The following is a 22,307-nucleotide window of genomic DNA, read 5'->3' as shown; positions in this document are numbered from 1 at the left end:
TCTTGATGATAAAAATATTCTATTGAAAATTCATAGTAATAGGAAGCTGAAAAACTGTAGCAGCTGGCTTTTCGTTTTCTGTTGCTGGTTTCCAAGTTACATTTTCTGTTGCTTGTTTCATTGCTCGTACTGCTTCTGCATTGAATTTGGGATTAGGTCCATCGGCTCTTACATCCGTTGTTTTTCCATTTTCATCAATAGAAATATAGACATTCGTTTTTACAGTTGTTTTCTCTTTCACAAATCCTGAAGAATCAAAAATATTAGAAAAATTCTTGCGAAGCGAATTAATGCCTTCCGGATATTGAGCTGCTGTAATATTACTAGCTGGAGGCGGCGGAGGCGGAATTGGCAATTCGTTTTCTTTAAATTCCTTTGGAGTTGGTGGTGTCTTTACTTTTTTTGAATTCTTAAGTTTGACATTATTTTTCCCTTCAGTCTTTTGCGGAATCGTATCAGATTTTATAGAACTTTCAACAGATAATTCCGGCATATTAAGTTGATTTTCAGCTTTAATTTCCGAAGCATAAACTTTTTGAACAAACAAAAGACTCAATCCCGCAAAAGCAGAAACCGCGATTATTTTTTTTGTTTTTTCGAATTTTGACTTTTTTGTGGTCATCATAATAAATCGTTTTTTGGTGTTATTGTAATTGAATTGGTGTGTCAGTTTTAAATTTTTCGTTTGGAGAATTTCTGAAAGAATCAATGTCTGATAATCTTTCACATTATTTTTTTGTTGAATAATGCTTTCATCCGCCAAAAACTCGTGATTATCTGTCATCGCTTTTTTATAAAAATATAAAGCAGGATTGAACCAGGAAATAACTTTTAGAATTTCTAAAAACAAAAGATCGAGAGAATGTTTCTGAACCAAATGTGTTTTCTCGTGAAGGAAAATCCTACTATCAATGGTTTGATTTTCGAAGTAACTTTTGTTCAGATAGATTTTGTTCCAAAAACTGAATGGCGGCAAATTTTTGTCCAATAATTTTACTTTCTGATTCTGATAATTAATCTCTTTTCCTTTCAGAGTAATAATTTTTCTAATTGAAATGATTGATTTTATTATCAAAACAATAGAAACAAATCCACAGATCAAGGCAATCAAACTCATCCAATTAAAATCAGTCGCTTGAGTTGTTGTCTGAATCAATTGTTGAGTTTGGATTTCATCAAAAATCAATTCATTTTTCTGTTGAGAAACAGCAGGAAGGTTGATTTTCACAAATGGAATTACATAAGAAAACACCAAAGCCAACAAAAGATAAAACCTGTTGAAGCGGAACATTTTCTCTCTTTGTAAGAACAAATAATAAATCGCTATCAGTAACGATGAACAAAGGATTATTTTGAAAATAATGGTTAACATTTTAGTCTGTTATTTCTTTGTCAATAATGTCTCGAAGTTCTTTCAATTGTTTCTGGGACAGTTTTGCATTTGATGTGAAAAATGATGCAAACTGGCTCACAGAATTATTAAAAAAACGGTCAATCATAGAAGACATTTCTTCCTGGAAATAATCTTCTTTTTTCACTTTTGGAAAATATTCTCTCGAATTTCCATAAGTTTTATAGCCTATCAAATCTTTGTTCTGCATTCTTTTGAGAAGAGTTGCAATGGTTGTTGCAGCAGGTTTTGGTTCTGTATATTCTTCAAGAATATCTTTCATAAAAACCTTTCCTTTCTGCCAAAGAATCTCCATCAAAACAATTTCTGTATCTGTCAATTTTTGTTCTTTCATTCTACAAACATAAAATTTATTCTACAAATGTAGAATTAAAAATTAAACTAACAAATTTTACTGGCATTATTTTTCCATTCCAAACAGAAAATAAATATTATGTTAAAATCCACACTCCCTTTTTTCCTTTCATTAATCGGTGCATTTTATTCGTGCCAGAGCAAAGGAAAACCCAGCAAAGTCTCTGCTATAGAGGAAAAAGCGAATACGAATTACAAACCTGCATTTGCAGGACAAACAAGAATAACACCTGTAAAAACTACAACTCCTTACAATGTTGAAGTTTTGAATACTTCTCTCGGAAAACCTTGGGGAATTATCAATTTACCTGACGGCAAATTTTTGATTACCGAGAAAACTGGATTTATGAATGTCGTTTCGGCAGATGGAAAACAAGTTTCGAAAATCAATGGCTTTCCAAAAGTAGATGCTAAAGGACAGGGCGGAATGTTGGACGTTGCATTGGATCCAGATTTTAAAACCAATAATATCATCTATTTCAGTTTTTCTGAGCCTTATGAAGGCGGGAATCATACCGCTGTCGGAAAAGGCAAATTATCTTCTGATCTTAAAACAATTTCTGATGTCAAAGTGATTTTCCGAGCAACACCAACTTACGATGGCGATAAGCACTACGGTAGCCGATTGGTTTTTGACAAAGACGGAACTCTGTTTGTCAGCACAGGCGAAAGATCAGATAAACAAACAAGAGTTTATGCTCAGAAGACAGATAATTATTTAGGTAAAATCCTTAAAATTACCAAAGATGGCCAACCGGCAGCGGGAAATCCATTCATAGGAAAAGATGGTTACAAACCTGAGATTTTCGCATACGGAATCCGTAGTCCGCAAGGTTTGGCCTTGGACGAAAAAGGTCAGCTTTGGGATATCGAAATGGGACCAAGAGGCGGTGACGAAATCAACCTGATTCAAGCTGGAAAAAATTACGGTTGGGGCGATGTGACTTACGGAATTGAATATTCTGGAGAAAAAATCAATAACGGAACAACACAGAAAGCCGGAACAGAACAGCCCGTTTATTATTGGGATCCAGTTGTTTCGCCAAGTGGCGTAACATTTTATACAGGAAATATCGAGGAATGGAAAAATAATCTTTTTATAGGATGTCTAAGTGGCGAACATATTAACAGAATCGTAATTAAGGACAACAAAGTGGTTGGCGAAGAACGATTGCTTCTTGATCAAAAAGAAAGATTCCGAGATGTTTTGAATGGAATGGATGGTAACCTCTACGGAATTACGGATAGCGGTAAATTGTATCGAATTTCTAAAAAATAAAATACAAAATCCTGATTAACTCAGGATTTTTTTATGCGGTCTGCTTTCTTGATTCCCTGAAAATCTTTTAGATAAAAAGGTTCAAAATAAGCCACACTTTCAAAATCTTTTTGATTGAATTTCTTAACCGATTTTTTAATCAGACCTTTTGCGGAAGGATAAATATCGGATTTGAATTCTGCATTTGGAAGATTAAGGATTTCCTGAGCTTTTTTTGCACCATCGCCAATGAACAAAACTTTCTTATCCGCTAATTCTGCAAAGGAATTTTCATCCAAAATTTTAGCTTCGGTTTCCTTTATTATTTCGCCGGAAGTTCCATCAAAAAATGCGGTGTAAACTTCCATTCTTCTTGCATCAATCAAAGGAATAATTAATTCAAAACCCTGATTCACAAATTCTTCAACCATAGAATCCAAGGAATTAATCGCAATCAACGGAAGCTTTAAACCATAACAAAAACCTTTCGCAGAAGCGGCACCAATCCTGAGTCCTGTGTAAGAACCCGGACCTTTCCCAAGAGAAATAGCATCCAAATCTTTCAGGGAAATTTCTGCGCCTTCCAAAGCCCATTCTACAAAGGAATGTAGGCTTTCAGATTGTTTATAATTATCAGAAACTTCTTCGCAAAGACAAAGGATTTCTTCGCCATCAGAAATGGCAACAGAACAGTTTTTGGACGAGGTTTCTATGTGGAGGATTTTCATTCTGCAAATGTAAGGATTAAGTAAGAATTATTTCAAACCTACACTTTGTCTGCTCCACAATTTCCAAATTCCTTTTTGCTTAATCCAAAATTCGAGTACAGAAAGTTTCATTTGGAATTCATCGTTCTTGTAAAGTCCTTTGACAGAAATGGTTCTTCGGATATTGGCAAATTTGTTTTTGATTATGAATTCCTTCAATTCGGTTTGTTTTACGGATTGATATTTCACTTTTCCGGACTCAAAATCTGTTTTGAAATCTTGATAGTTCTGAACCCAACCATTGGAATGTCCGAACGAAACATCTTCAGAAAACAACTCTAGAATTTTGGAATCGTTATTTTGCATCAATGAATCCAGCTTTGAAACTTGAGAGATTAATGCTTTCTCCTTTTTAGAATAATTTTGAGAAAATCCGAAGACAAAACAAATGAGAAATATAAAACTGAAAAGTGATTTCATTATTTCCTGTAAATCGTTCTTGGTTCAGCCTGTGCTTTTGGATAAATCGTGAATTCTGCAATCGAAACACGTTCCGGAACATTGATGCAATAAGCAATCGCATCCGCAATATCTTCTGCAACCAAAGGTTCATAACCCGCATAAACGGTTGCAGCTCTTTCATCATCGCCTTTGAATCTCACTTTGGAAAAGTCAGTTTCTACAGCTCCCGGTTGGATATTCGTAACACGGATTCCGAACTCTGTCAACTCAATTCTCATTCCTTCGGAAATCACATCAACAGCTTTTTTGGATGCACAATAAACCACGCCATTGGCATAAGTTTGCCGTGCAGCTACCGAGCTGACATTGATGATTTGTCCGTTTTGTTTTTCTTTCATCAACTTAATAATCGGTTGAGAAACATATAATAAACCTTTCACATTTCCATCCATCATAGAATTCCAATCGTCGATGTTCCCCTCAGAAATTGGGTCGAGTCCGTGAGCATTTCCAGCGTTGTTAATCAAGACATCAATATTTTTCCAATTTTCAGGAAGCGAATTAATTGCTGAGAAAACCTCATCAGAATTTCGAACATCAAAACTTAATGTGAAAACTTCGGTTTCCTTCGATAATTCGGTTTGGAGTTCCTCAAGGACTGTTTTATTTCTACCACAAAGAATCAATCTGTTTTTTTGTTGTGCTAAAAGAATTGCAGTCGCTTTACCGATTCCGGAAGTTGCGCCCGTTATGAATATTGTTTTCAATTTTACTTTAGATTTAGTCTTACAAATTTAAGTTATATAAAAGAAAAATCCCGAATAATTCGGGATTGATTTATTTCTTATCTCTTTGAAAATCCAGACTAACAGAATTCATGCAATATCTGGTGCCTGTCGGAGGCGGTCCGTCATTGAAAACATGTCCCAGATGCGATTCGCAGCGTTTACAAAGCACTTCGATACGTTCCATTCCGTGAGTTGAGTCTCGCTTGTAAATAACACCGTCTTTGTCTGCTTCAAAGAAACTTGGCCAACCACAAGTGCTCGCAAATTTGGAACTTGAACGGAATAAATGATTACCGCAAACGGCACAGTAATATTCTCCAACTTCATCAAAATCGTTGTATTTTCCGGTGAATGGATATTCCGTATTGGCTTCTCTTGCGATGGCATAAACTTCTGGCGAAAGGATTTTTTTCCATTCTTCGTTGGAAACATTCAGTTTAGTTTTATCCGTCCTTGAATAGTAAGGGTTATTGGTGTGTGTATTATTATCTTCCATTTTAGTTTGTTGTTGAGGTTTAGTTAAATCAACTTTTTTCTGCGCACATTGGAGCAGAAATGAATTGATTAATATAAAAAAAAATAATTTTTTCATTGATGTAAATTTACTAAATCTGATATTAGATTCTGTTATCATAAGATAGTTAAACAAAGGCACTCATTCCCGTAATCGATCGACCGACAATCAACGAGTTGATTTCCTTGGTTCCTTCGTAAGAATAGATAGCTTCTGCATCTGCAACAAAACGGGCAACATCGTGTTCCAGAAGAATTCCGTTTCCGCCCATCACTTCTCTTGCTTGTGCAACAACATCGCGCGTTCTCAAGCTACAGAAGACTTTCGCTAATGATGCGTGTTCATCTTTCAAAATATCTTGGTCTTGCATTTCCGACAATCTGAAAACTAAAGTTTGCATCGCGGTTAAATTCGATAACATTTCTACCAAATGTCCTTGAACTAATTGGAAAGAAGCAATCGGTTTCCCGAATTGTTCACGTCTTCTAGTGTAGTCCAAAGCGCTTTCATAAGCACCTCTTGCACAGCCGGTTGCCATCCACGCAACGCCGGCTCTTGTCATTTGTAGCACTTTCGCGGTGTCTTTGAAACTGTTGGCGTGCTCCATTTTTTGAGAATCGGCGACGAAGCAGTCTTTCATCGTAATCAATCCGTTTTGCACAATTCGGAGTGCCATTTTTCCTCGGATTTTTTCGACTGAAAATCCAGCGGTATCTTTTTCAACAATGAAACCTTTGACCTGATTGTCATCTACATCTCTTGCCCAGATAATAATCACATCCGCAAAAGTGGCGTTGCCAATCCATTTTTTTTGTCCGTTCAGAATCCAGCCACCTTCTACTTTTTTACAAGTTGTAGTCAATCCGCCCGCCGCTCCCGAACCAACTTCCGGCTCTGTTAATCCAAATGCACCAATCAAATCGAATTGTTGCATTCCGGGAAGATATTTTTGTTTCTGTTCTTCGGAACCGCACATATAAATCGAACCCATTGATAAGCCGGATTGAACTCCGAAAAATGTTGCCAAGGAAGCATCAACTCTTGCGATTTCCATTGCGATAACGCCTTCCATCAAGAAAGGTAAATTGGGGCAACCGTAACCTTCGTAAGTCACGCCGCAAAGATTTAATTTTTTGAATTTTGGGATGAGTTCGTGTGGGAAATCGTCTGTCAGCCAATATCTGTTGACCAAAGGTTTGGCTTCTTTTTCCATAAACTCTCGGACTTTCAGTTGGATTGCTCGTTGCTCGTCTGTCAGTTTCAGATGCAGTTCGTAAAAATCACCGTTGATTGGTGGCAATTCCCTTTTCTTACCGGAAGAATCCAGCATCTTGGTCAAACTATTCAATTGATTTTTATCGAGTTTTGAAAACTGATGCATCAATTTTGGAAGGTCGACTTTTTGTGAGATTTGGGAAAGTTGGTCTATATCGATATTTTTTAAAAGGCTGAAAACGCCTTTGATTTTGGAGATTGTGCTGTTCATTGATTCTGTTTTTCTTGTAGAATGCAATTAATATTCCTAAAAAGCTTTTACAATTCACTAATTATAAATCTTTCTTTGAAAAACAATTTTACAAAACACTCATAATCAATGTTTTGGATTGAAGATTAGTTTACAATTAGTTTCGGATTGATTTGCAGAATTGCTTTCATTTTAATTATCAATTTTGAGAAAGAAGGTTTCAAACAATTGACAAAACTTGATTTGAAACTTGGAACCGCAGCCCGACTTATCTCTGATTTCTTATTTATTATTTGAATCGATGAACCACTTCGTTAGGTTTGAGTGGAAATCCCTTTTTGTGGCTGGAAAAGCTTAGGCAAAAAAGATTGGGAGCGGAAGGCGGATAAAGCTGCCCTAATTTTAAAAATTTAATCTCTAAAAATAATCTATTATGAAAACTAAAATCTTATCAATCAGCTTACTTGCTTTACTTTTAATCGGATGTAAAAAAGGAGAATATGCGGAATCTGCTTACGCAACTGCAGATAGCGCGGCTGCTGTTTCTGACAATGTTTCTATGGCAGCAACCCAATCTGTCGAAGGCAAACAATTTGTGAAAACGGCAGAAGTGGATATGGAAGTGAAAGATGTTTATGACGCGACAATTTCGATTGAGAAACAGCTGCAGTCGCTTGGCGGATTTGTGACGAAAAGCAGAATGGAAGCGCAGACTTTGTCGGAAGATACTTATAATACGTCGGATGAATCGGCGATTTTGATTCGAAAATTTCAGAATCATAATAGGATGCAAGTAAGAGTTCCGACTCAGAAATTGGGCGAGTTTTTGGATTTTATTAATGATAAAAAAGTATTTCTCAATTCCAGAATTATTTCTGCAGAAGATGTTACAGCAAACATCAAACTTTCCAAAATGGAAGCGGAAAGACAATCGAAAACCAGCACTAATATTTCTGAATTGAAAGCTGGAAAAGATAAAGTGAATCTTGATGATAAAAATATGTCTCAAGCTAATGTTCAGAAATATTCTGATGAAATTCTTGCTGATAATCTGAAATTTTCAACAGTTGATATCTTCATCCAAGAACCGAAAACGAGTGTTGCGAAAATTCCTATCATCAACACCAAAAATATTGATAATGAATACAAATACAATTTCTTGTACGATGTGAAAAATGCTTTCGTGGAAGGATTTTATTTGATTCAGCAATTATTTGTTTTTCTTATTTCTATCTGGCCGATTGTTTTGATTGGCGGTTTGGTATTTTATTTTTTGAGAAGAAGAAAAATGTTTGTGAAAAGTGAAGAATAGTCTTATCGCAAAGCCGCAGGAAATTTATATTTGATGCTTGAAAGTCGCAAATTAAATTTTGCGACTTTTATCAGTATTTAGAGAAAATAATTGCGCCTTTGCGTTTGGATAATTTTTATTTCATAATTTTGCAAAACGATGTTGAGAAGATTGCAACTTTTTATGATGATTTTCTGTTTGGGAATTTTTGTATTTCCGAAGCAGAATTTCAATGCGCAGGTTGCTCAAAGTTCTTGTTGTGAATCTCAGAAAGACAATTCCGACTGTTGCAAAAAAGACGAGAAAAAAACGGATTCTTGTCATCACGATTCCAAAAAAGAAAAAGACTGCAAAGACAATTGCACGACTTGCAAAACCTGCAGTTCTGGATTTGTTTTTTCTGTTGTTCTGAATAATTTCGATAACAAACTGAAAACACCGATTTTCACCATCAACAATCCTTTTTCTTATTATTCACAATCGCCTCTTGCGCGAACTTTCAACATCTGGCAACCGCCCAAACTTGGTTAATTTTAATTTCTCTCGCTGATTAAGCAAATCTTACAGATTTTTTCTGAAAGTTAATCTGCTAAATCCGTAAAATCTGTGAGAATATAAATTCAAAGATTTATTTAAAAATCTTAATTCAATCAAATTAAAATTAATCAAAATCAAAATGAATACAATCATAAAATCAGGAATTTTATTCCTTTCTATATTTCTATTTTCAAATTTTTCTGCACAAACCAAATCATTCAAAGCCAAAGTAGAAGGCAACTGCGGAATGTGCAAAGAACGCATCGAAACAGCGGTTAAAGCTGATAAAAACGTAAAATCAGCCGACTGGAGTATGAGCAAAAAAGTCTTGACTGTAAGCTATGACGCCTCCAAGACAGACAAAAAATCGATTCTGAAAAGTGTAGCTGAAGTGGGTCACGACAACGAAATGTTCCGTGCTTCTGACAAAATCTATGACGATTTGGATGCTTGCTGCCAATACGACCGTCCCGACAATAGCAAAAAGTTGGCGAAAAATAGTGACACCAAACAAGTCTGCGAGCTTAAGTAATTAATTTAAATTTTTTGACGATGAATTATTTAAGTAGAAAACTTATGTTTTCTGTGCTGCTCGTTTGTTCCGTATTCTCTTTTGCGCAAACCGTTACAGAACAGTTTTTGGTAAAAGGAAATTGCAATATGTGCAAAGCCAGAATAGAAAAAGCAGCCTTGAAAGCCGGCGCAACAACTGCCAATTGGACTGCCAATAATCAGACTTTGACAATGACTTTGGACGAATCAAAAGTTAAATGTGACGATATCCTGAAACAAATTGCAGAAGTTGGTCACGACAATGAGAAGTTCAAGGCGTCTGAAGATGCTTACAAAAATTTGCCTCCTTGTTGCTTATATACAAGAGGTTCTGATTTTGAAAAACCGAATGACACACTTGAACATCACTCAGATTCTGATAAAAAAACGAATCAGATTGAAGGTGTAAAACTGACAAGAGAAAAAGAAGCAACCGCAATCAGCAAAAAAGAAGCGGGATTGATTTTCAATATCAGTTCCAAAGAATTGTTGAAAGCCGCTTGTTGTAATCTTTCCGAAAGTTTTGAAACCAATGCAACAGTTGATGTTTCATTCAGTAATGCGGTTACTGGAACTAAACAGTTGAAAATGTTGGGATTAGACCAAAAATACACGCTTTTAACGAAAGAACAATTACCGGAAATCCGTGGTTTGGCTTCGCCTTATGGACTCAATTTTATTCCAGGAAAATGGATTGGAGGAATCCAATTGACGAAAGGCGGAAGTACAGTTGTTAACGGCTACGAAAGTATCACAGGGCAAATTAATACCGAACTTTTGAAAACGCACGATGACGATAAAAAAGCGGAAACGGAAATCAATTTGTTTTCTGACAACAACGGAAGAGTTGAAGCTAATGTCACAAGCACTTCTCCAATTTCTGACAAATGGAACCAAAGTGTTTTGCTTCACGGAAACGGAACTTTCGGTGATACGGATATGAATGATGACGCTTTTCTTGACAGACCAAAAGGAAGCCAATTAAACGTAGCTTATTTATTGAATTATAATGATTTGCAAGGTTCTGGCTTCGGCTCGCATTTCGGAATTAATTATCTGAAAGACGAAAGAACGGCAGGACAAATCGGATTTAATAAAAGGATTCCGCAGAAAGACCAATCGCTTTATGGCGTTGGAATTGATATTTCGAGATTTCAATTATGGAACAAAACAGGTTATGTTTTCAAAGGGAAACCTTATCAAAGCTTGGGTTGGATGAATCAATTGACTTATCATCAACAAGATAGCTTTTTCGGATTGAGAAATTATTTTGGAAAAGAAACGTCTTATTACTCTAATTTGATTTTCGAAAGCATCCTCGGAAATACAAACAACAAATATAAAGTTGGTGCAAGTTTCCTTTATGATAAGTACGATGAAGATTATCTTTTGGACAATTACAAAAGAACAGAAACTGTTCCTGGATTGTTTGCAGAATATACTTTGACAGGTGAAAAATTCACTTTGGTAACAGGTGCTCGTGTTGATTTTCACAATCTTGCAGGAACGCAGTTTACGCCGAGAATGAATTTCAAATATGATTTGACTCCGAAAACCATTTTCAGAATTTCGGCTGGAAGAGGTTTCCGAACTGCGAATATCTTTGCGGAAAGCCAAGCTTATTTTGCATCGAATCGTCAAATTCAAATCATCAATAGTGGTGGCGCAATTTATGGTTTGAAACCAGAAATTGCGTGGAATTATGGCGTAAGTCTTCAGCAGGAATTCAAATTGTTTGGGAGAAAATCGACCGTTTTGGCTGATTTTTTCAGAACGGATTTCCAAAATCAAGTTGTAACCGATTTGGATGAATCTGCGCAGAAAATCTTATTCTACAATCTTGAGGGAAAATCTTTTGCAAATAGTTTCCAGACGCAATGGGATATTCAACCTGTGAAAAATCTGGAATTCAGAGTGGCTTATAAATATTATGATGTTGCTTTGGATTACCTCAGCGGGTTGAAAAAAGTGCCGTTTATGGCGAAACATCGTGGATTTGCAAACTTGGCTTATTCAACCAACAAAACGGAAAAAGGCAGATTCTGGAGCTTTGACACGACTTTAAATTTAGTCGGAAAACAAAGACTTCCGAATACAAAATCTAATCCTGCGGAATTCCAGATTGGAGATTATTCGCCAAGTTATGCAACTTTGAATGCTCAGATTTCCAGAAATTTTTCTGAGAAAATCAGGGTTTATTTGGGTGGAGAAAACTTAACTGGTTATCAGCAAAAAGTTGCGATTCTAGATGCGGGAAATCCGTTTGGAAATTACTTTGATGGTGGAATGGTTTACGCTCCGATTATGAAACAGAATTTCTATGTTGGTGTGGATTTTAAGTTTTAGAACTTTAAAAAATGAATCAAAAAACCTCGTCAGATTTGGCGAGGTTTTGTTTTTATTGATTGTCTTTGTTATAAAATTCGACGACTAATTCACTTGCCTTTTCGAAATCATTTTCAACAACCTTCAGTTGGACACCTTCGTTTGTATTATTAAACAGATTGAAAGTATTTGCCATAATATTTCCGAAGACATAAGCTTCAATGCCATTGGTTTCTAAGTAAACTTTGAGCATTTCTGCTTCGATTTCTGTATTAAAAATCTTGAGTGTAATTAATTCCATAATTAATTTATTATAACCTGTTCGAAGTTTCGTTTACAGCACTTTCTTTGTAATTGGACTTTTTCAATTTACCAAAATTATATTTTGCCGCAAAAGATATCGTTGGTGTATTTCCAAAAAAGGTGCCAGTTGAATTGATTCCGCTATAAGTCATTTTCTGAATATAATTCATCTGATTGAAAACATCGTTGTAACGCACGGTAAAATCAAAATCGGAAATAGAAGATGTCATCCCCAGATTCACCAGACACATTGCATTGTTTTCGTACAGACCTTCCACACGTTTTGTGATGTACGAACCATCCAACAGAACTGACAAATACTTCCAAACATTAACCGTGTTATTGGTAGAAAAATAAACATATGGCGTGGATTTTTTCAGAATGGCTAAAGAATCCTCTATTTTATCATAATTAACGGACAGACTGTTTTGAGAACTCCATTTTTTCCCTTGAAAAAGAGAATCAATGCCTAAAGAAACACCCATTTCTTTATCAAAATTAACCGCTGTAAATTTTGAAATATTCTTATCATCATCATAAACCAAGGTATAACCCAAAGGATTTTTGCTGTTGTAAGCAGTTGCATTGACCGAGATTTTCTTGAGATTGGCAGTTAAAGAAATTGTATTGGTATAAGTTGGAACTAAGTCTGGATTACCTTGATATTCAACATACGGACTTCCATATAAGCCACCTGAAGACAAATCTCCGTAGTTTGGACGGGAAATGCTTTTCCTGAAATTCAGAGTATAGTCGTAATTATCATTTTGCTTGAAACCGATTTCTGCATTGGGAAACCAATCCAAATAGTTTCTCTTGATTTTAGTCTGGTTTTCAATTTCATCAAAACCTTCTGCATTGGTAGATTCCGTTCTTAAACCGCCGTTGACATTCCATTTGTCTGCATTAAAAGCGAGATTTGTGTAACCCGCAAGATTTGCTTCCTTGAATTGATACAGATAAAATTCCGGATTTTGGTTGTTCTGATAAGTTGTTTTATTATCATTTTTGGTTTCAGCTTTCGTGTAACTTCCACCCAATTCCAAACTGTAATTTTCACTCAATTTTTTTTCGATATCCACTCTTCCTGAATACACATTTCCAGAATATTGCTGAACGCGAAATTGATTGAACTCATAACCCGAATTATTGGTATCGTTGAAAAAACTATAATCTACATTTTTACTCTCTCGTTTGAACTGAAATCCAGTCAAAATCTCAGCATCCCAATCTGTTAATTTCTTCTTATAATTAAAGATAGAGTTGATTGTCGCCCGTTTACTGTCTTGCTGATTGAGTGTTTTAATAAACGCAGAATTACCATTTTCAGAATAAAATGTATTGGTATTATTATCGCCTTTGTCCGGTCTGAAATTACTGTTAACAGACAATGTCAAATAATCGCCATCATCATTCAGTTCCTGATACAAACTCGCTCCAAAAATAGTTTGCGGACGTTTCGTAATCGATTTTATAACATAATCTGAACTAATATTTTTACTCGGAACCGAATAATCAAAACCGTTGCTTTCCCAATGGTTAATTTGGTTGTAGGAAGCATTCAGTTTCCACTCGGTTTTATTTTTCTTTTGCTGAAAATTGGCTGAAAGATAATTACTAAAACGTTTTTGGAATGTCGCCGTTTCTGAGATACTAAGCTGCGAACCGTCCTTTCTGCTCTTTTTAAGATTGACTTTGATAACCGCTTTTCCTTCCGATTCATATTTAACAGATGGATTTCTAATAACTTCCACCGACTTGATATCATCTACAGAAATTGCAGTTAATGTCGCAAAATCCACTCTCTGATTGTCAACATAAAGCAAAGGCGTTCCTTTTCCAACAAACGATAATCCTTCGCCGTTTGCATCCATCATTACAAAAGGTAATTTTGATAATAATTCCGTTGAAGTTGGCAATGTATTCAGTGGAGAATTGGCGACATCCAGCGTGATATTCCCATTTTCAACTTTGAAAATCTTTTTCTTTGCAGTGATTGTCACCTCATCAATTTTTTGACTTTTTGGTTCAAAAGCAATTGAAAGCTCCAGATTTTTTTCCAGATAAAATGGCTTTTCATTCTGAATGGTTTCATCTGATGACAACTGAAGATGATAATTTCCGGATTTCAATTGGTCAAATTCAAACTTCGAATCCTGGGCGACTGTAGATTTAATTAATTGATTCTCATTATCCAAAAGATAAACAACAATAGGAAAAGTGCTTTTCTCTTTATCAGAATTAATGATTTTCCCATTAATCCTAAGATTTTGCTGAGCGAAAATGAGAGTTGAGATGAAAACAAGAAAAAATAAAATGCTTTTTTTCATAGGAATTAGTCTTTGAAAGGTTGTTTTATTTTAAAACAATTATAACGCATACTTTGTTACATTGTCAGCAAAATAATTTATTCCGTTCTCAGAAATCAACCAAATAAACCGGCTTATTCTCCTAGAAGAATCGCTTTATTGATTTCATTAATCAATTCCGGACCTTCGTAGATAAATCCTGTATAAAGCTGAACAAGACTCGCTCCAGCTTCTAGTTTTTCGATTGCATCCTGCGCAGTATGAATTCCGCCAACGCCGATGATAGGGAATGCTTTTCCACTTTTTTCTGATAAAAATCTAATAACTTCTGTCGAACGTTTTGTTAAAGGTTTTCCGGACAATCCACCCATTTCTGATTTATTTTCTGAAATCAAATTTTCTCTTGACAAAGTCGTGTTCGTAGCAATGACGCCTGCAATCTGAGTTTCATTAATGATATCAATAATATCCAAAAGTTGCTCGTCTGTCAAATCTGGTGCGATTTTCAGAAGAATTGGTTTTTGTTTTGGCTTTGCAAGATTGAGGTTTTGAAGCGTTGACAATAATTCTGTCAACGGTTTTTTGTCCTGAAGTTCACGGAGATTTGGTGTGTTTGGCGAACTGACATTTACTACGAAATAATCAACGTAAGGAAGTAATTTCTCGAAACAGATTTTGTAATCGTTGACGGCTTCTTCGTTTGGCGTCACTTTATTCTTTCCGATGTTTCCGCCAATGAGAACATTTTTGTTTTTCTTTAAACGTTCGATGGCTTCATCAACACCGCCATTATTGAAACCCATTCGGTTGATAATTGCAGAATCTTCCTTCAATCGGAATAACCTTTTTTTATCATTTCCAGCTTGAGCTTTCGGAGTCAAAGTTCCAATTTCTATGAAGCCAAATCCGAGGTCGGACAATTCATTGAAGAGTTTGGCGTCTTTATCAAAACCCGCCGCTAATCCAACTGGATTTTTGAATTTCAGCCCGAAAACCTCACGTTCCAGACGTTTATCTTCAATTGGTTTTGGTAAAAATAATTTGGCAAGAAATCCAAAATTCTTCAGAATAGAAAATGTAAAATGATGAACTTCTTCTGGGTCGAATTTGAAAAGAATCGGACGAATTAGGCTTTTGTACATCGGAGAAAAGTTTTACAAATTTACGTTTTTGTGAGGATAATCAATTAAAATTGCTTAAAAAGTTAAATACAGAAGCATAATGGATAATGTTGTGTTTAAGACTGTGGGAATTCTTTGAAATTTTTACCACGAAAGGCACAAAAGATTTTCCACTAATTTCTTTTGTGCCTTTTGTGGTTTCACTGACATTTTCAGAATTCAGGAAAAATAAACTAAAATCTTTATATCTTTACTTAGATTTTATCCGAATTTTTAAATGATTCCACATACTTTTTATAAAAGTTTAATTTATATATTTTTCCTTTTGTTTCTGCCTTTTCAAGCTTTTGCAATTACGCCAAAGGATTGTGAAAAAATGATTATTGAAGGCGTAGAAGCGATGAACAAAAAGGATTTTACCAAATCTCTGCAAATCCTTACCAAAACCCGAAAAATTGCTCAGGATAACAAATGGTACCGCGAAGAATTCCTTGCAACAAACAACATCGGTGCGAATTATTATATGCGATTGGATTATGGCGAAGCACTCAATAATTACCTTGATGCTTACAAAATTGCCGTTGCTCATCTGGACGAGAAATCAGAAATGACTGTTCTCAATAACATTGCAATTCTCTATTCCCGGGACAACAAAATCGATAAAGCCAAAGAATATTTTTCCAAAGCCTACGAACTCGCGGGAAAAGTTAACAACAACACTTCCAAAGGTTTATACGCTATTAACCTGACCATTGTTTACAACGAAAAAGGCGATTACAAAACGGCAAAAAAATATATTGATGAAGCTTTGAAATTGACATTAAATTCACCTTATCATCTGCTCGCAAAGTCTACCGAGATGGAAACATTGGTGAATCTGGAAAAATACGATGAAGCCACAAGAATTGCTAATGAACTTTTACCAAAACTGACCGGTGTAGAATATTCTGAATACAAAACCCAGGTATTATACAATCTTTCTGTGATTGCAGAGCATAAAAATGATCTGCCTAAATCTTTTCATTATCTGGAATTAGCCGAGAAAAGTAATCTGAATTATGATTTTAAAGAAAATCTTTTCGAGAGATTCAGCAAACTTTACCAAAAAGCGAATAATATTGACCGCGCAGTTGCTTACAAAGATTCGATAATGGCAGTGAAAGATTCGGTGAATCGGATTAAAAATGGACAACTTTTCGAGAATAGTAAAATTAAATTTGAACTTCAGAATTCTCAAAAAGATTTGGCAGAAAGTCAAGGGAAACTGACGACCCAGCGTTCTTATTTTATTAAAGGAATTTTGTTGGCGATTTTTATTATTGCAATTATTTTTTGGGCACTCAGAAACAGTATTCTGAAAAATAAACAGCAGAAAATCATCGAACAGAACAATGCAGAAATTGCAAAACTGGAACTTGAAAAAGAGAAAAAGAATAAGGAAATCCTTGAAAATCAATTAAAAGAAAAAGAAGTTTCGGCTCTACTGGAAGAAGAAAAATACAAAAATGAAATCGAAGCTAAAAACAGAAAACTGACAACAAAAGCTTTACAGCTCTCTACGAAAATAGAACTCATTGACGACCTCATCAACACGCTTTCCCGAGAGTCGGATGATTTGAACAATGTTGATATCAGTAGCATCATCAAGCAATTCAAAATTCTTCAGAAACAAACACACGACGAAGAAAGTTTTCTGGTACATTTCGAAGAAGTGAATCAAGGTTTTCTTTCCAGATTGAAACAACTTCATCCAGACCTTAATTCAAACGATATCAGATTCCTTTCGTATGTCTATATGAATCTTTCGGTAAAAGAGATTTCGACGATTTTTAACATCACTCCAGAAGCTTGTCGCAAGAGAAAAGAGCGGATTACGAAGAAGATTGGCGGCGATGAAAATTTAGACCTATATACCTATATTACAAGTATTTAAAAAAAATGTCACTTTATTTCTGAAGCATCGTCCTATTAATTCCGTTCAGTTTTTTTGCATTGCTAATTTTTATCACAACATTTGGTTATAAAATTAGATATATGAAGAAAATTACTTTTTTTGCGGGATTACTATTCGCACTTTTCACTAATAAAATGAATGCCCAAGTTGAGGTTTTGGGTAAGAATGAATTCGGAAGAATCTTCGAAGTTACATATAGCATAACAGAACAAAACACTGTCTATGCAACAACAATTACCAATCACATTCTGGTTTCCCACAACAATGGAACTTCTTGGGAAGTTTTCTATTCCCTGCCGACAGAATATGGAAACATTACCAAACTGAATATCAGCAAAGACGGTTCATTTTTGTCTTTTTCGACTTTGAAAGATGGAATTGGGGAATTGCATATTTTTGATATCCCTTCAAAAACAATTACCAAAACTTTTTCAATGCCAAATTACTCAGAAGGTGCTTTTGTTTCGGCTTATAATTTCTTTGAGAATGATAAAAACACTTTGATTGTAAGCTCTCAGTTTCCGTATGGTCTTGGAACAGCAAACCGGGTTTTTACAACAACTGACGGCGGAGAAAACTGGAAAGAAGTTTATTACTCTGTAGATGATAACCATAATATTATAACGAGTTATGTAGCCTTCAACCCAGCTGATAAAAGCAAGATCTACATTGCCAACGGAAATGGAAGCGAAGGTGTTTACGGCGGACTGATGATTTCCAACGATGGTGGTGGTACTTTCACAACCAAACTGGAGGGCAGTGTTCTCGCAACGCTGGAATTCAATCCGAATAACCCGAACGAAATCTACACTGGGACAGGAATCAGCTTCGGAATGAGTCCGGAAAAACTTCATCATTCTACAGACGGCGGAAACACGTGGGAAGATAAGAATATCACTTGGGGAAGCAACGGCATCCTGAATAACATTATCGATATCAAATTCAATCCGTTGGATAACAATCACGTGATCGTTTTGGAAGAAGACGAGATCGTTTCCACAAAAGACGGTGGTACAACTTGGCAAAGTGTAGAATATCCTTATGATAATTTGGACAGCTATTATTACGGAATCAAAGCAAGTTTCAATCCTTTCAAAGCAGGCGAGTTGTTTATTACTGCGAACTATAAACCTTTGTTTTCTACAGACAACGGAGCAACTTTGGCTCAGGTTCAGACGCCTTTTTACAGTTCTACGGGAAGAGTTAATCTGTTTGAAAATTCCACTGCGAAACATTTGTTCTACAGCGTTCAGAGTGGTTTTGTCCATAGGAATTTAGCGGATAACTCAGAAAACGCTTTTAATATCGAGCCTCTTAATATTTTCAGTACCAATAATACGCCTTCATATATTTCTGATTCTAAAACAGAAGGAAGAATCTATACTTTCAAAGGTGGATTTATGGGTTCAACTTTGTCTATGAGTAATGATTTTGGAGCAACTTCCAATACTATTTTCGAAACGTTTACGAGCGGATTGACCAATGTTATTCCTGACCCGCAGGTCAACAATCAAATCTATACCACTTTCGATAACTGGGGACAAGGCGAATTGGATAAAATCAATTTCAACGACCAAAATAATATTATAACAACTAATATTCCCTTGCCTGCACAAGCAAGTGTTTACAAGATTCTGCATCCGAATAATATCTCAGACGAATTCTTTATCCTGATTGGTTCCGAAGTTTATAAAACAACGAACGGCGGAACAGATTGGACTCCGGTTTCTTTAGGAAGTGATTTCCCTTCATATGCTGCGGTTTTTGATATCGTTCAGAATCCCAAAAATGCCAATCAATTGGCGTTAGGAACTTCTAGCGGTGTTTATGTTTCGAACGACAAAGGTGTAACCTGGACTCTAACTGGAGAATTTGTAGCGAACAAAGTAGCTTATTCTGATATCAATTCCGGAGTGCTGATTGCAACAACTTATACTTCTCAATTCACTCAATTCAATGTTTATTATTCTGTGGATAACGGCGCCAATTGGGAAAGTGTCGACAGAAAAGACCTTTTGTACTCAGAAACTAGTTCTGTGACGATAGATTTCTCGGATAAAAACGCCTACATCTACATTGCATCGGCTGACTTAGGATTGCTAGGTTATAGTCTGAATCTCGACATTTTAGCAACCGGCGAAGTTTCCGGTGAAAAAGCCAAAGTTCTGGTTTATCCGAACCCTGTTGTAGATATTGTTCACATCGATAACAAGAACCTTAAATCTGTTGCACTTTACAATATGGATGGCAAAAAATTATTAGAAACTAAGAGCAATGAAATGAATGTTTCTAAGCTTCCAAACGGCGTTTATGTTCTTAGAATCGTAACTTCTGACAACAGCATCGTAAGCAAAAAAATAATCAAAAAGTAATAGTTAGTAAAAACAATCAGAAAAGCTTCTCAGAAATGGGAAGCTTTTTTTTGTTTTTATAATTATCAAAACCTAAATATATTCCTCAAAATCAAAACCCAATATTTTTCCTATTTGTAAAAAATCAGGATTGACATTTAGACTCGCATTGATGGAAATATTTTGTTCTGTAATTGGATGTTTAAAATTAAGCTGATGAGAATGCAAAGGCATTGCAGTAATATTAAAAGCATTTAGCCACAGCTTATTTTGCTTATTGCAACCGTGTTTTCTGCAGCCTAAAATCGGATGTAAAATATGTTTGAAATGCTTCCTTAATTGATGAAATCTCCCAGTTTCAGGAATGGCTTCTACCAAAGAATAACGAGACGTTGGATGTTTTAGAAATGGTAAATCTATTTCAGAAATTTGTAAACGACGATAATAGGTGATTGCATTTTGAACAATTTCATTTTCATTGGTCAAATCGTAATCAATTGTTTCTTCCTCTTTTGCCCAACCTCGGAGAATCGCCAGATATTTTTTTTCAACTTTGCGATCCATAAATTGGTCACTCAGTAATTTTAGGGTTTCTTTATCAAAAGCAAACAATAATACACCAGACGTTTTACGGTCCAAACGATGAACAAGATGAACATTTTTGCCAATTTGATTCGTTAATTTCTCTACCGCATATTCGTCTGCTGGACCTGCATATTTTGACTTATGAACCAAAAGTCCACTCGGTTTGTTGATTGCAATGAGGTAGTCGTCTTGATAAAGGATTTCTAACATTGGGCAAAAGTAGAGATTTCTGAATGAATTTCTAGCCCTGATTGTAGCGGCATCCTTTTGTCTGCCTTACGCAACGGAGTGGAGAAAGATAGACAAAAGATATAGCGGAAAGCAGGTTCCCGGCTCCTAAAAAAAATCATTCAAAATCACTTAAAATCGTTATTTTTGCACTTCAATTCAACATAAATTATGGCAAAGCAAGAAGATGTTTTCAAAAAAGTGGTTTCCCACGCTAAAGAATATGGTTTTATTTTTCCTTCCAGCGAGATCTATGACGGACTTTCGGCCATCTACGATTACGGACAGAACGGCGCGGAACTGAAAAATAACATCAAACAATACTGGTGGAAAGCGATGGTTCAGCTGAACGAAAATATCGTTGGGATCGACTCTGCCATTTTTATGCATCCCACGATCTGGAAAGCTTCAGGACACGTGGATGCGTTCAACGATCCGTTGATTGATAACAAAGATTCTAAAAAACGTTTCCGTGCGGATGTTTTGGTGGAAGATTACTGCGCTAAAATCGAGGACAAGGAAAATAAAGAAATAGAAAAAGCGGCAAAACGTTTTGGTGATGCTTTTGATAAAGCTGAATTTGTAGCGACCAATCCAAGAGTTTTGGAGTACAGAGCAAAAAGAGAGGCGATTCTTTCCAGACTGGCAAAATCTCTTGAGAAAGAAGACCTTGCGGATGTAAAAGCTTTGATCGAGGAATTAGAAATTGCTGACCCGGACACTGGTTCTAAAAACTGGACGGAAGTGCGACAATTCAACCTGATGTTTGGAACTAAATTGGGCGCTTCTGCAGATTCTGCAACTGACCTTTATCTAAGACCTGAAACGGCTCAGGGTATTTTTGTGAATTACCTTAACGTTCAGAAAACTTCTCGTCATAAATTACCTTTCGGGATTGCTCAGATTGGTAAAGCGTTCCGAAACGAGATTGTTGCGAGACAGTTTATTTTCAGAATGAGAGAATTCGAACAAATGGAAATGCAATATTTCGTTCCACCTGGAACTGAGTTGGAATTCTATGAACAATGGAAAAAAACACGTCTTAACTGGCATTTGGCGCTTGGTCTTGGCGAAGATAATTACCGTTTCCACGACCACGAGAAACTGGCTCATTATGCCAACGCTGCTGCTGACATCGAGTTTAATTTCCCATTTGGATTCAAAGAATTGGAAGGTATCCATTCTAGAACAGATTTTGACCTTTCGGCGCACGAGAAATTCTCTGGTAGAAAAATCCAGTATTTTGACCCGGAAAGAAATGAGAATTATGTGCCTTATGTTGTAGAAACTTCGGTTGGTTTGGACAGATTGTTCTTAGCAATCTTCTCCAACTCTCTGAAAGATGAGGTTTTGGAAGATGGTTCAGAAAGAACAGTTTTGAGCTTACCACCGGCTTTAGCGCCTGTAAAAGCAGCAATTTTGCCTTTGGTTAAAAAAGATGGTTTACCTGAATTTGCTGATAAAATTTTCAATGATTTGAAGTTTGATTTCAATGTGATCTTTGAGGAGAAAGACAGCATCGGAAAACGTTACAGAAGACAAGACGCCATTGGAACGCCTTTCTGTATCACAGTTGACCACGATTCTTTGAACGATAATACTGTAACCTTGAGATACAGAGACACAATGGAGCAGGAAAGAGTTCCTGTTTCTGATCTGAGAAGAATTATTGATGAGAAGGTGAATTTCAGGACTTTGCTTTCTAAGATTTAAAATAAAGTCAACTTTATATAATGAAAATCCCGATTTATATATTGGGATTTTTATTTTATTAAAAAATAAGCAAAACCAA

19 protein-coding genes are annotated in these 22,307 nt (G+C 35.8%); 8 read left to right on the top strand and 11 right to left on the bottom strand.

The features are described from left to right. Nucleotides 1–19 precede the first annotated feature (19 nt). Together BUR19_RS13045 and BUR19_RS13040 are read right to left on the bottom strand one after the other, a co-directional pair. Nucleotides 20–1,291, bottom strand: coding sequence for a M56 family metallopeptidase (locus BUR19_RS13045; protein ID WP_074235897.1), 1,272 nt, complete (start codon nt 1,289–1,291; stop codon nt 20–22). Nucleotides 1,292–1,373: 82 nt separating this feature from the next. Further along, on the bottom strand, nt 1,374–1,745 hold the full coding sequence (locus BUR19_RS13040) for a BlaI/MecI/CopY family transcriptional regulator (protein WP_074235896.1): 372 nt from the start codon (nt 1,743–1,745) through the stop codon (nt 1,374–1,376). Between the two features lie 99 nt (nt 1,746–1,844). On the opposite strand from BUR19_RS13040, the gene BUR19_RS13035 reads away from it, so the two are divergent. After that, complete coding sequence (locus tag BUR19_RS13035; protein WP_074235895.1) at nt 1,845–3,044, top strand: PQQ-dependent sugar dehydrogenase; 1,200 nt, start codon at nt 1,845–1,847, stop codon at nt 3,042–3,044. A gap of 20 nt (nt 3,045–3,064) precedes the next feature. On the opposite strand, the gene tsaB is transcribed toward BUR19_RS13035, so the two are convergent. The 5 genes from tsaB to BUR19_RS13010 all read right to left on the bottom strand — a co-directional run bounded on the left by tsaB (nt 3,065) and on the right by BUR19_RS13010 (nt 6,980). Then, entirely contained in the window at nt 3,065–3,751 is a 687-nt protein-coding gene (gene tsaB / locus BUR19_RS13030; RefSeq protein WP_074235894.1) for a tRNA (adenosine(37)-N6)-threonylcarbamoyltransferase complex dimerization subunit type 1 TsaB, read from the bottom strand. A 27-nt stretch (nt 3,752–3,778) separates the two neighbouring features. After that, a complete protein-coding gene (locus BUR19_RS13025; RefSeq protein ID WP_074235893.1) occupies nt 3,779–4,210 on the bottom strand; it encodes a nuclear transport factor 2 family protein in 432 nt (143 codons plus the stop codon). Next, nucleotides 4,210–4,959 carry an SDR family NAD(P)-dependent oxidoreductase gene (locus BUR19_RS13020; RefSeq protein WP_074235892.1) on the bottom strand — a complete coding sequence of 250 codons (750 nt, stop codon included), beginning with the start codon at nt 4,957–4,959 and terminating at the stop codon, nt 4,210–4,212. The genes BUR19_RS13025 and BUR19_RS13020 overlap by 1 nt, the downstream gene beginning before the upstream one ends. A gap of 70 nt (nt 4,960–5,029) precedes the next feature. Continuing rightward, nucleotides 5,030–5,572: a peptide-methionine (R)-S-oxide reductase MsrB gene (gene msrB, locus BUR19_RS13015; RefSeq protein WP_074235891.1), complete on the bottom strand. Its 543-nt coding sequence runs from the start codon at nt 5,570–5,572 to the stop codon at nt 5,030–5,032. 49 nt (nt 5,573–5,621) lie between these two features. Next, nucleotides 5,622–6,980 (bottom strand): acyl-CoA dehydrogenase family protein, encoded by a 1,359-nt coding sequence (locus BUR19_RS13010; protein ID WP_074235890.1) that lies wholly within the window; start codon nt 6,978–6,980, stop codon nt 5,622–5,624. 412 nt (nt 6,981–7,392) lie between these two features. Here BUR19_RS13010 and BUR19_RS13005 point away from each other — a divergent pair, with 412 nt between their 5' ends. The 4 genes from BUR19_RS13005 (at nt 7,393) to BUR19_RS12990 (ending at nt 11,685) form a co-directional block, all read left to right on the top strand. After that, a complete protein-coding gene (locus BUR19_RS13005) occupies nt 7,393–8,271 on the top strand; it encodes a DUF4349 domain-containing protein (protein WP_074235889.1) in 879 nt (292 codons plus the stop codon). A gap of 138 nt (nt 8,272–8,409) precedes the next feature. Beyond that, complete coding sequence (locus BUR19_RS13000) at nt 8,410–8,781, top strand: hypothetical protein (protein WP_074235888.1); 372 nt, start codon at nt 8,410–8,412, stop codon at nt 8,779–8,781. Nucleotides 8,782–8,926: 145 nt separating this feature from the next. Next, nucleotides 8,927–9,319 (top strand): heavy-metal-associated domain-containing protein, encoded by a 393-nt coding sequence (locus BUR19_RS12995; protein ID WP_074235887.1) that lies wholly within the window; start codon nt 8,927–8,929, stop codon nt 9,317–9,319. A gap of 44 nt (nt 9,320–9,363) precedes the next feature. Beyond that, nucleotides 9,364–11,685, top strand: a complete 2,322-nt coding sequence (locus BUR19_RS12990; protein ID WP_245799094.1) for a TonB-dependent receptor domain-containing protein — start codon at nt 9,364–9,366, stop codon at nt 11,683–11,685. Nucleotides 11,686–11,737: 52 nt separating this feature from the next. On the opposite strand, the gene BUR19_RS12985 is transcribed toward BUR19_RS12990, so the two are convergent. From BUR19_RS12985 to BUR19_RS12975, 3 genes are all read right to left on the bottom strand, one after another. Next, complete coding sequence (locus BUR19_RS12985; RefSeq protein ID WP_074235885.1) at nt 11,738–11,965, bottom strand: putative signal transducing protein; 228 nt, start codon at nt 11,963–11,965, stop codon at nt 11,738–11,740. A 10-nt stretch (nt 11,966–11,975) separates the two neighbouring features. Beyond that, complete coding sequence (locus BUR19_RS12980) at nt 11,976–14,297, bottom strand: outer membrane beta-barrel family protein (RefSeq protein ID WP_074235884.1); 2,322 nt, start codon at nt 14,295–14,297, stop codon at nt 11,976–11,978. 113 nt (nt 14,298–14,410) lie between these two features. Continuing rightward, the gene (locus BUR19_RS12975; RefSeq protein WP_074235883.1) at nt 14,411–15,418 is read right to left on the bottom strand and encodes a quinone-dependent dihydroorotate dehydrogenase; all 1,008 of its coding nucleotides are present in this window, start codon (nt 15,416–15,418) and stop codon (nt 14,411–14,413) included. Nucleotides 15,419–15,674: 256 nt separating this feature from the next. Between BUR19_RS12975 and BUR19_RS12970 the strand changes: the two genes are divergently transcribed. Then, nucleotides 15,675–17,330 carry a tetratricopeptide repeat protein gene (locus BUR19_RS12970; RefSeq protein WP_074235882.1) on the top strand — a complete coding sequence of 552 codons (1,656 nt, stop codon included), beginning with the start codon at nt 15,675–15,677 and terminating at the stop codon, nt 17,328–17,330. A 101-nt stretch (nt 17,331–17,431) separates the two neighbouring features. Continuing rightward, nucleotides 17,432–19,723 (top strand): T9SS type A sorting domain-containing protein, encoded by a 2,292-nt coding sequence (locus tag BUR19_RS12965; RefSeq protein WP_074235881.1) that lies wholly within the window; start codon nt 17,432–17,434, stop codon nt 19,721–19,723. A 72-nt stretch (nt 19,724–19,795) separates the two neighbouring features. Here BUR19_RS12965 and BUR19_RS12960 read toward each other — a convergent pair whose 3' ends face one another. Next, entirely contained in the window at nt 19,796–20,497 is a 702-nt protein-coding gene (locus BUR19_RS12960) for a pseudouridine synthase (RefSeq protein WP_074235880.1), read from the bottom strand. 189 nt (nt 20,498–20,686) lie between these two features. Here BUR19_RS12960 and BUR19_RS12955 point away from each other — a divergent pair, with 189 nt between their 5' ends. Further along, nucleotides 20,687–22,228 (top strand): glycine--tRNA ligase, encoded by a 1,542-nt coding sequence (locus BUR19_RS12955; RefSeq protein WP_074235879.1) that lies wholly within the window; start codon nt 20,687–20,689, stop codon nt 22,226–22,228. Nucleotides 22,229–22,307: the final 79 nt, after the last annotated feature.

The organism is Epilithonimonas zeae (assembly GCF_900141765.1).
Classification (GTDB): domain Bacteria; phylum Bacteroidota; class Bacteroidia; order Flavobacteriales; family Weeksellaceae; genus Epilithonimonas; species Epilithonimonas zeae.
Note: the sequence above shows the minus strand (reverse complement) of the source record. Positions and strands in the feature narration are given on the sequence as shown.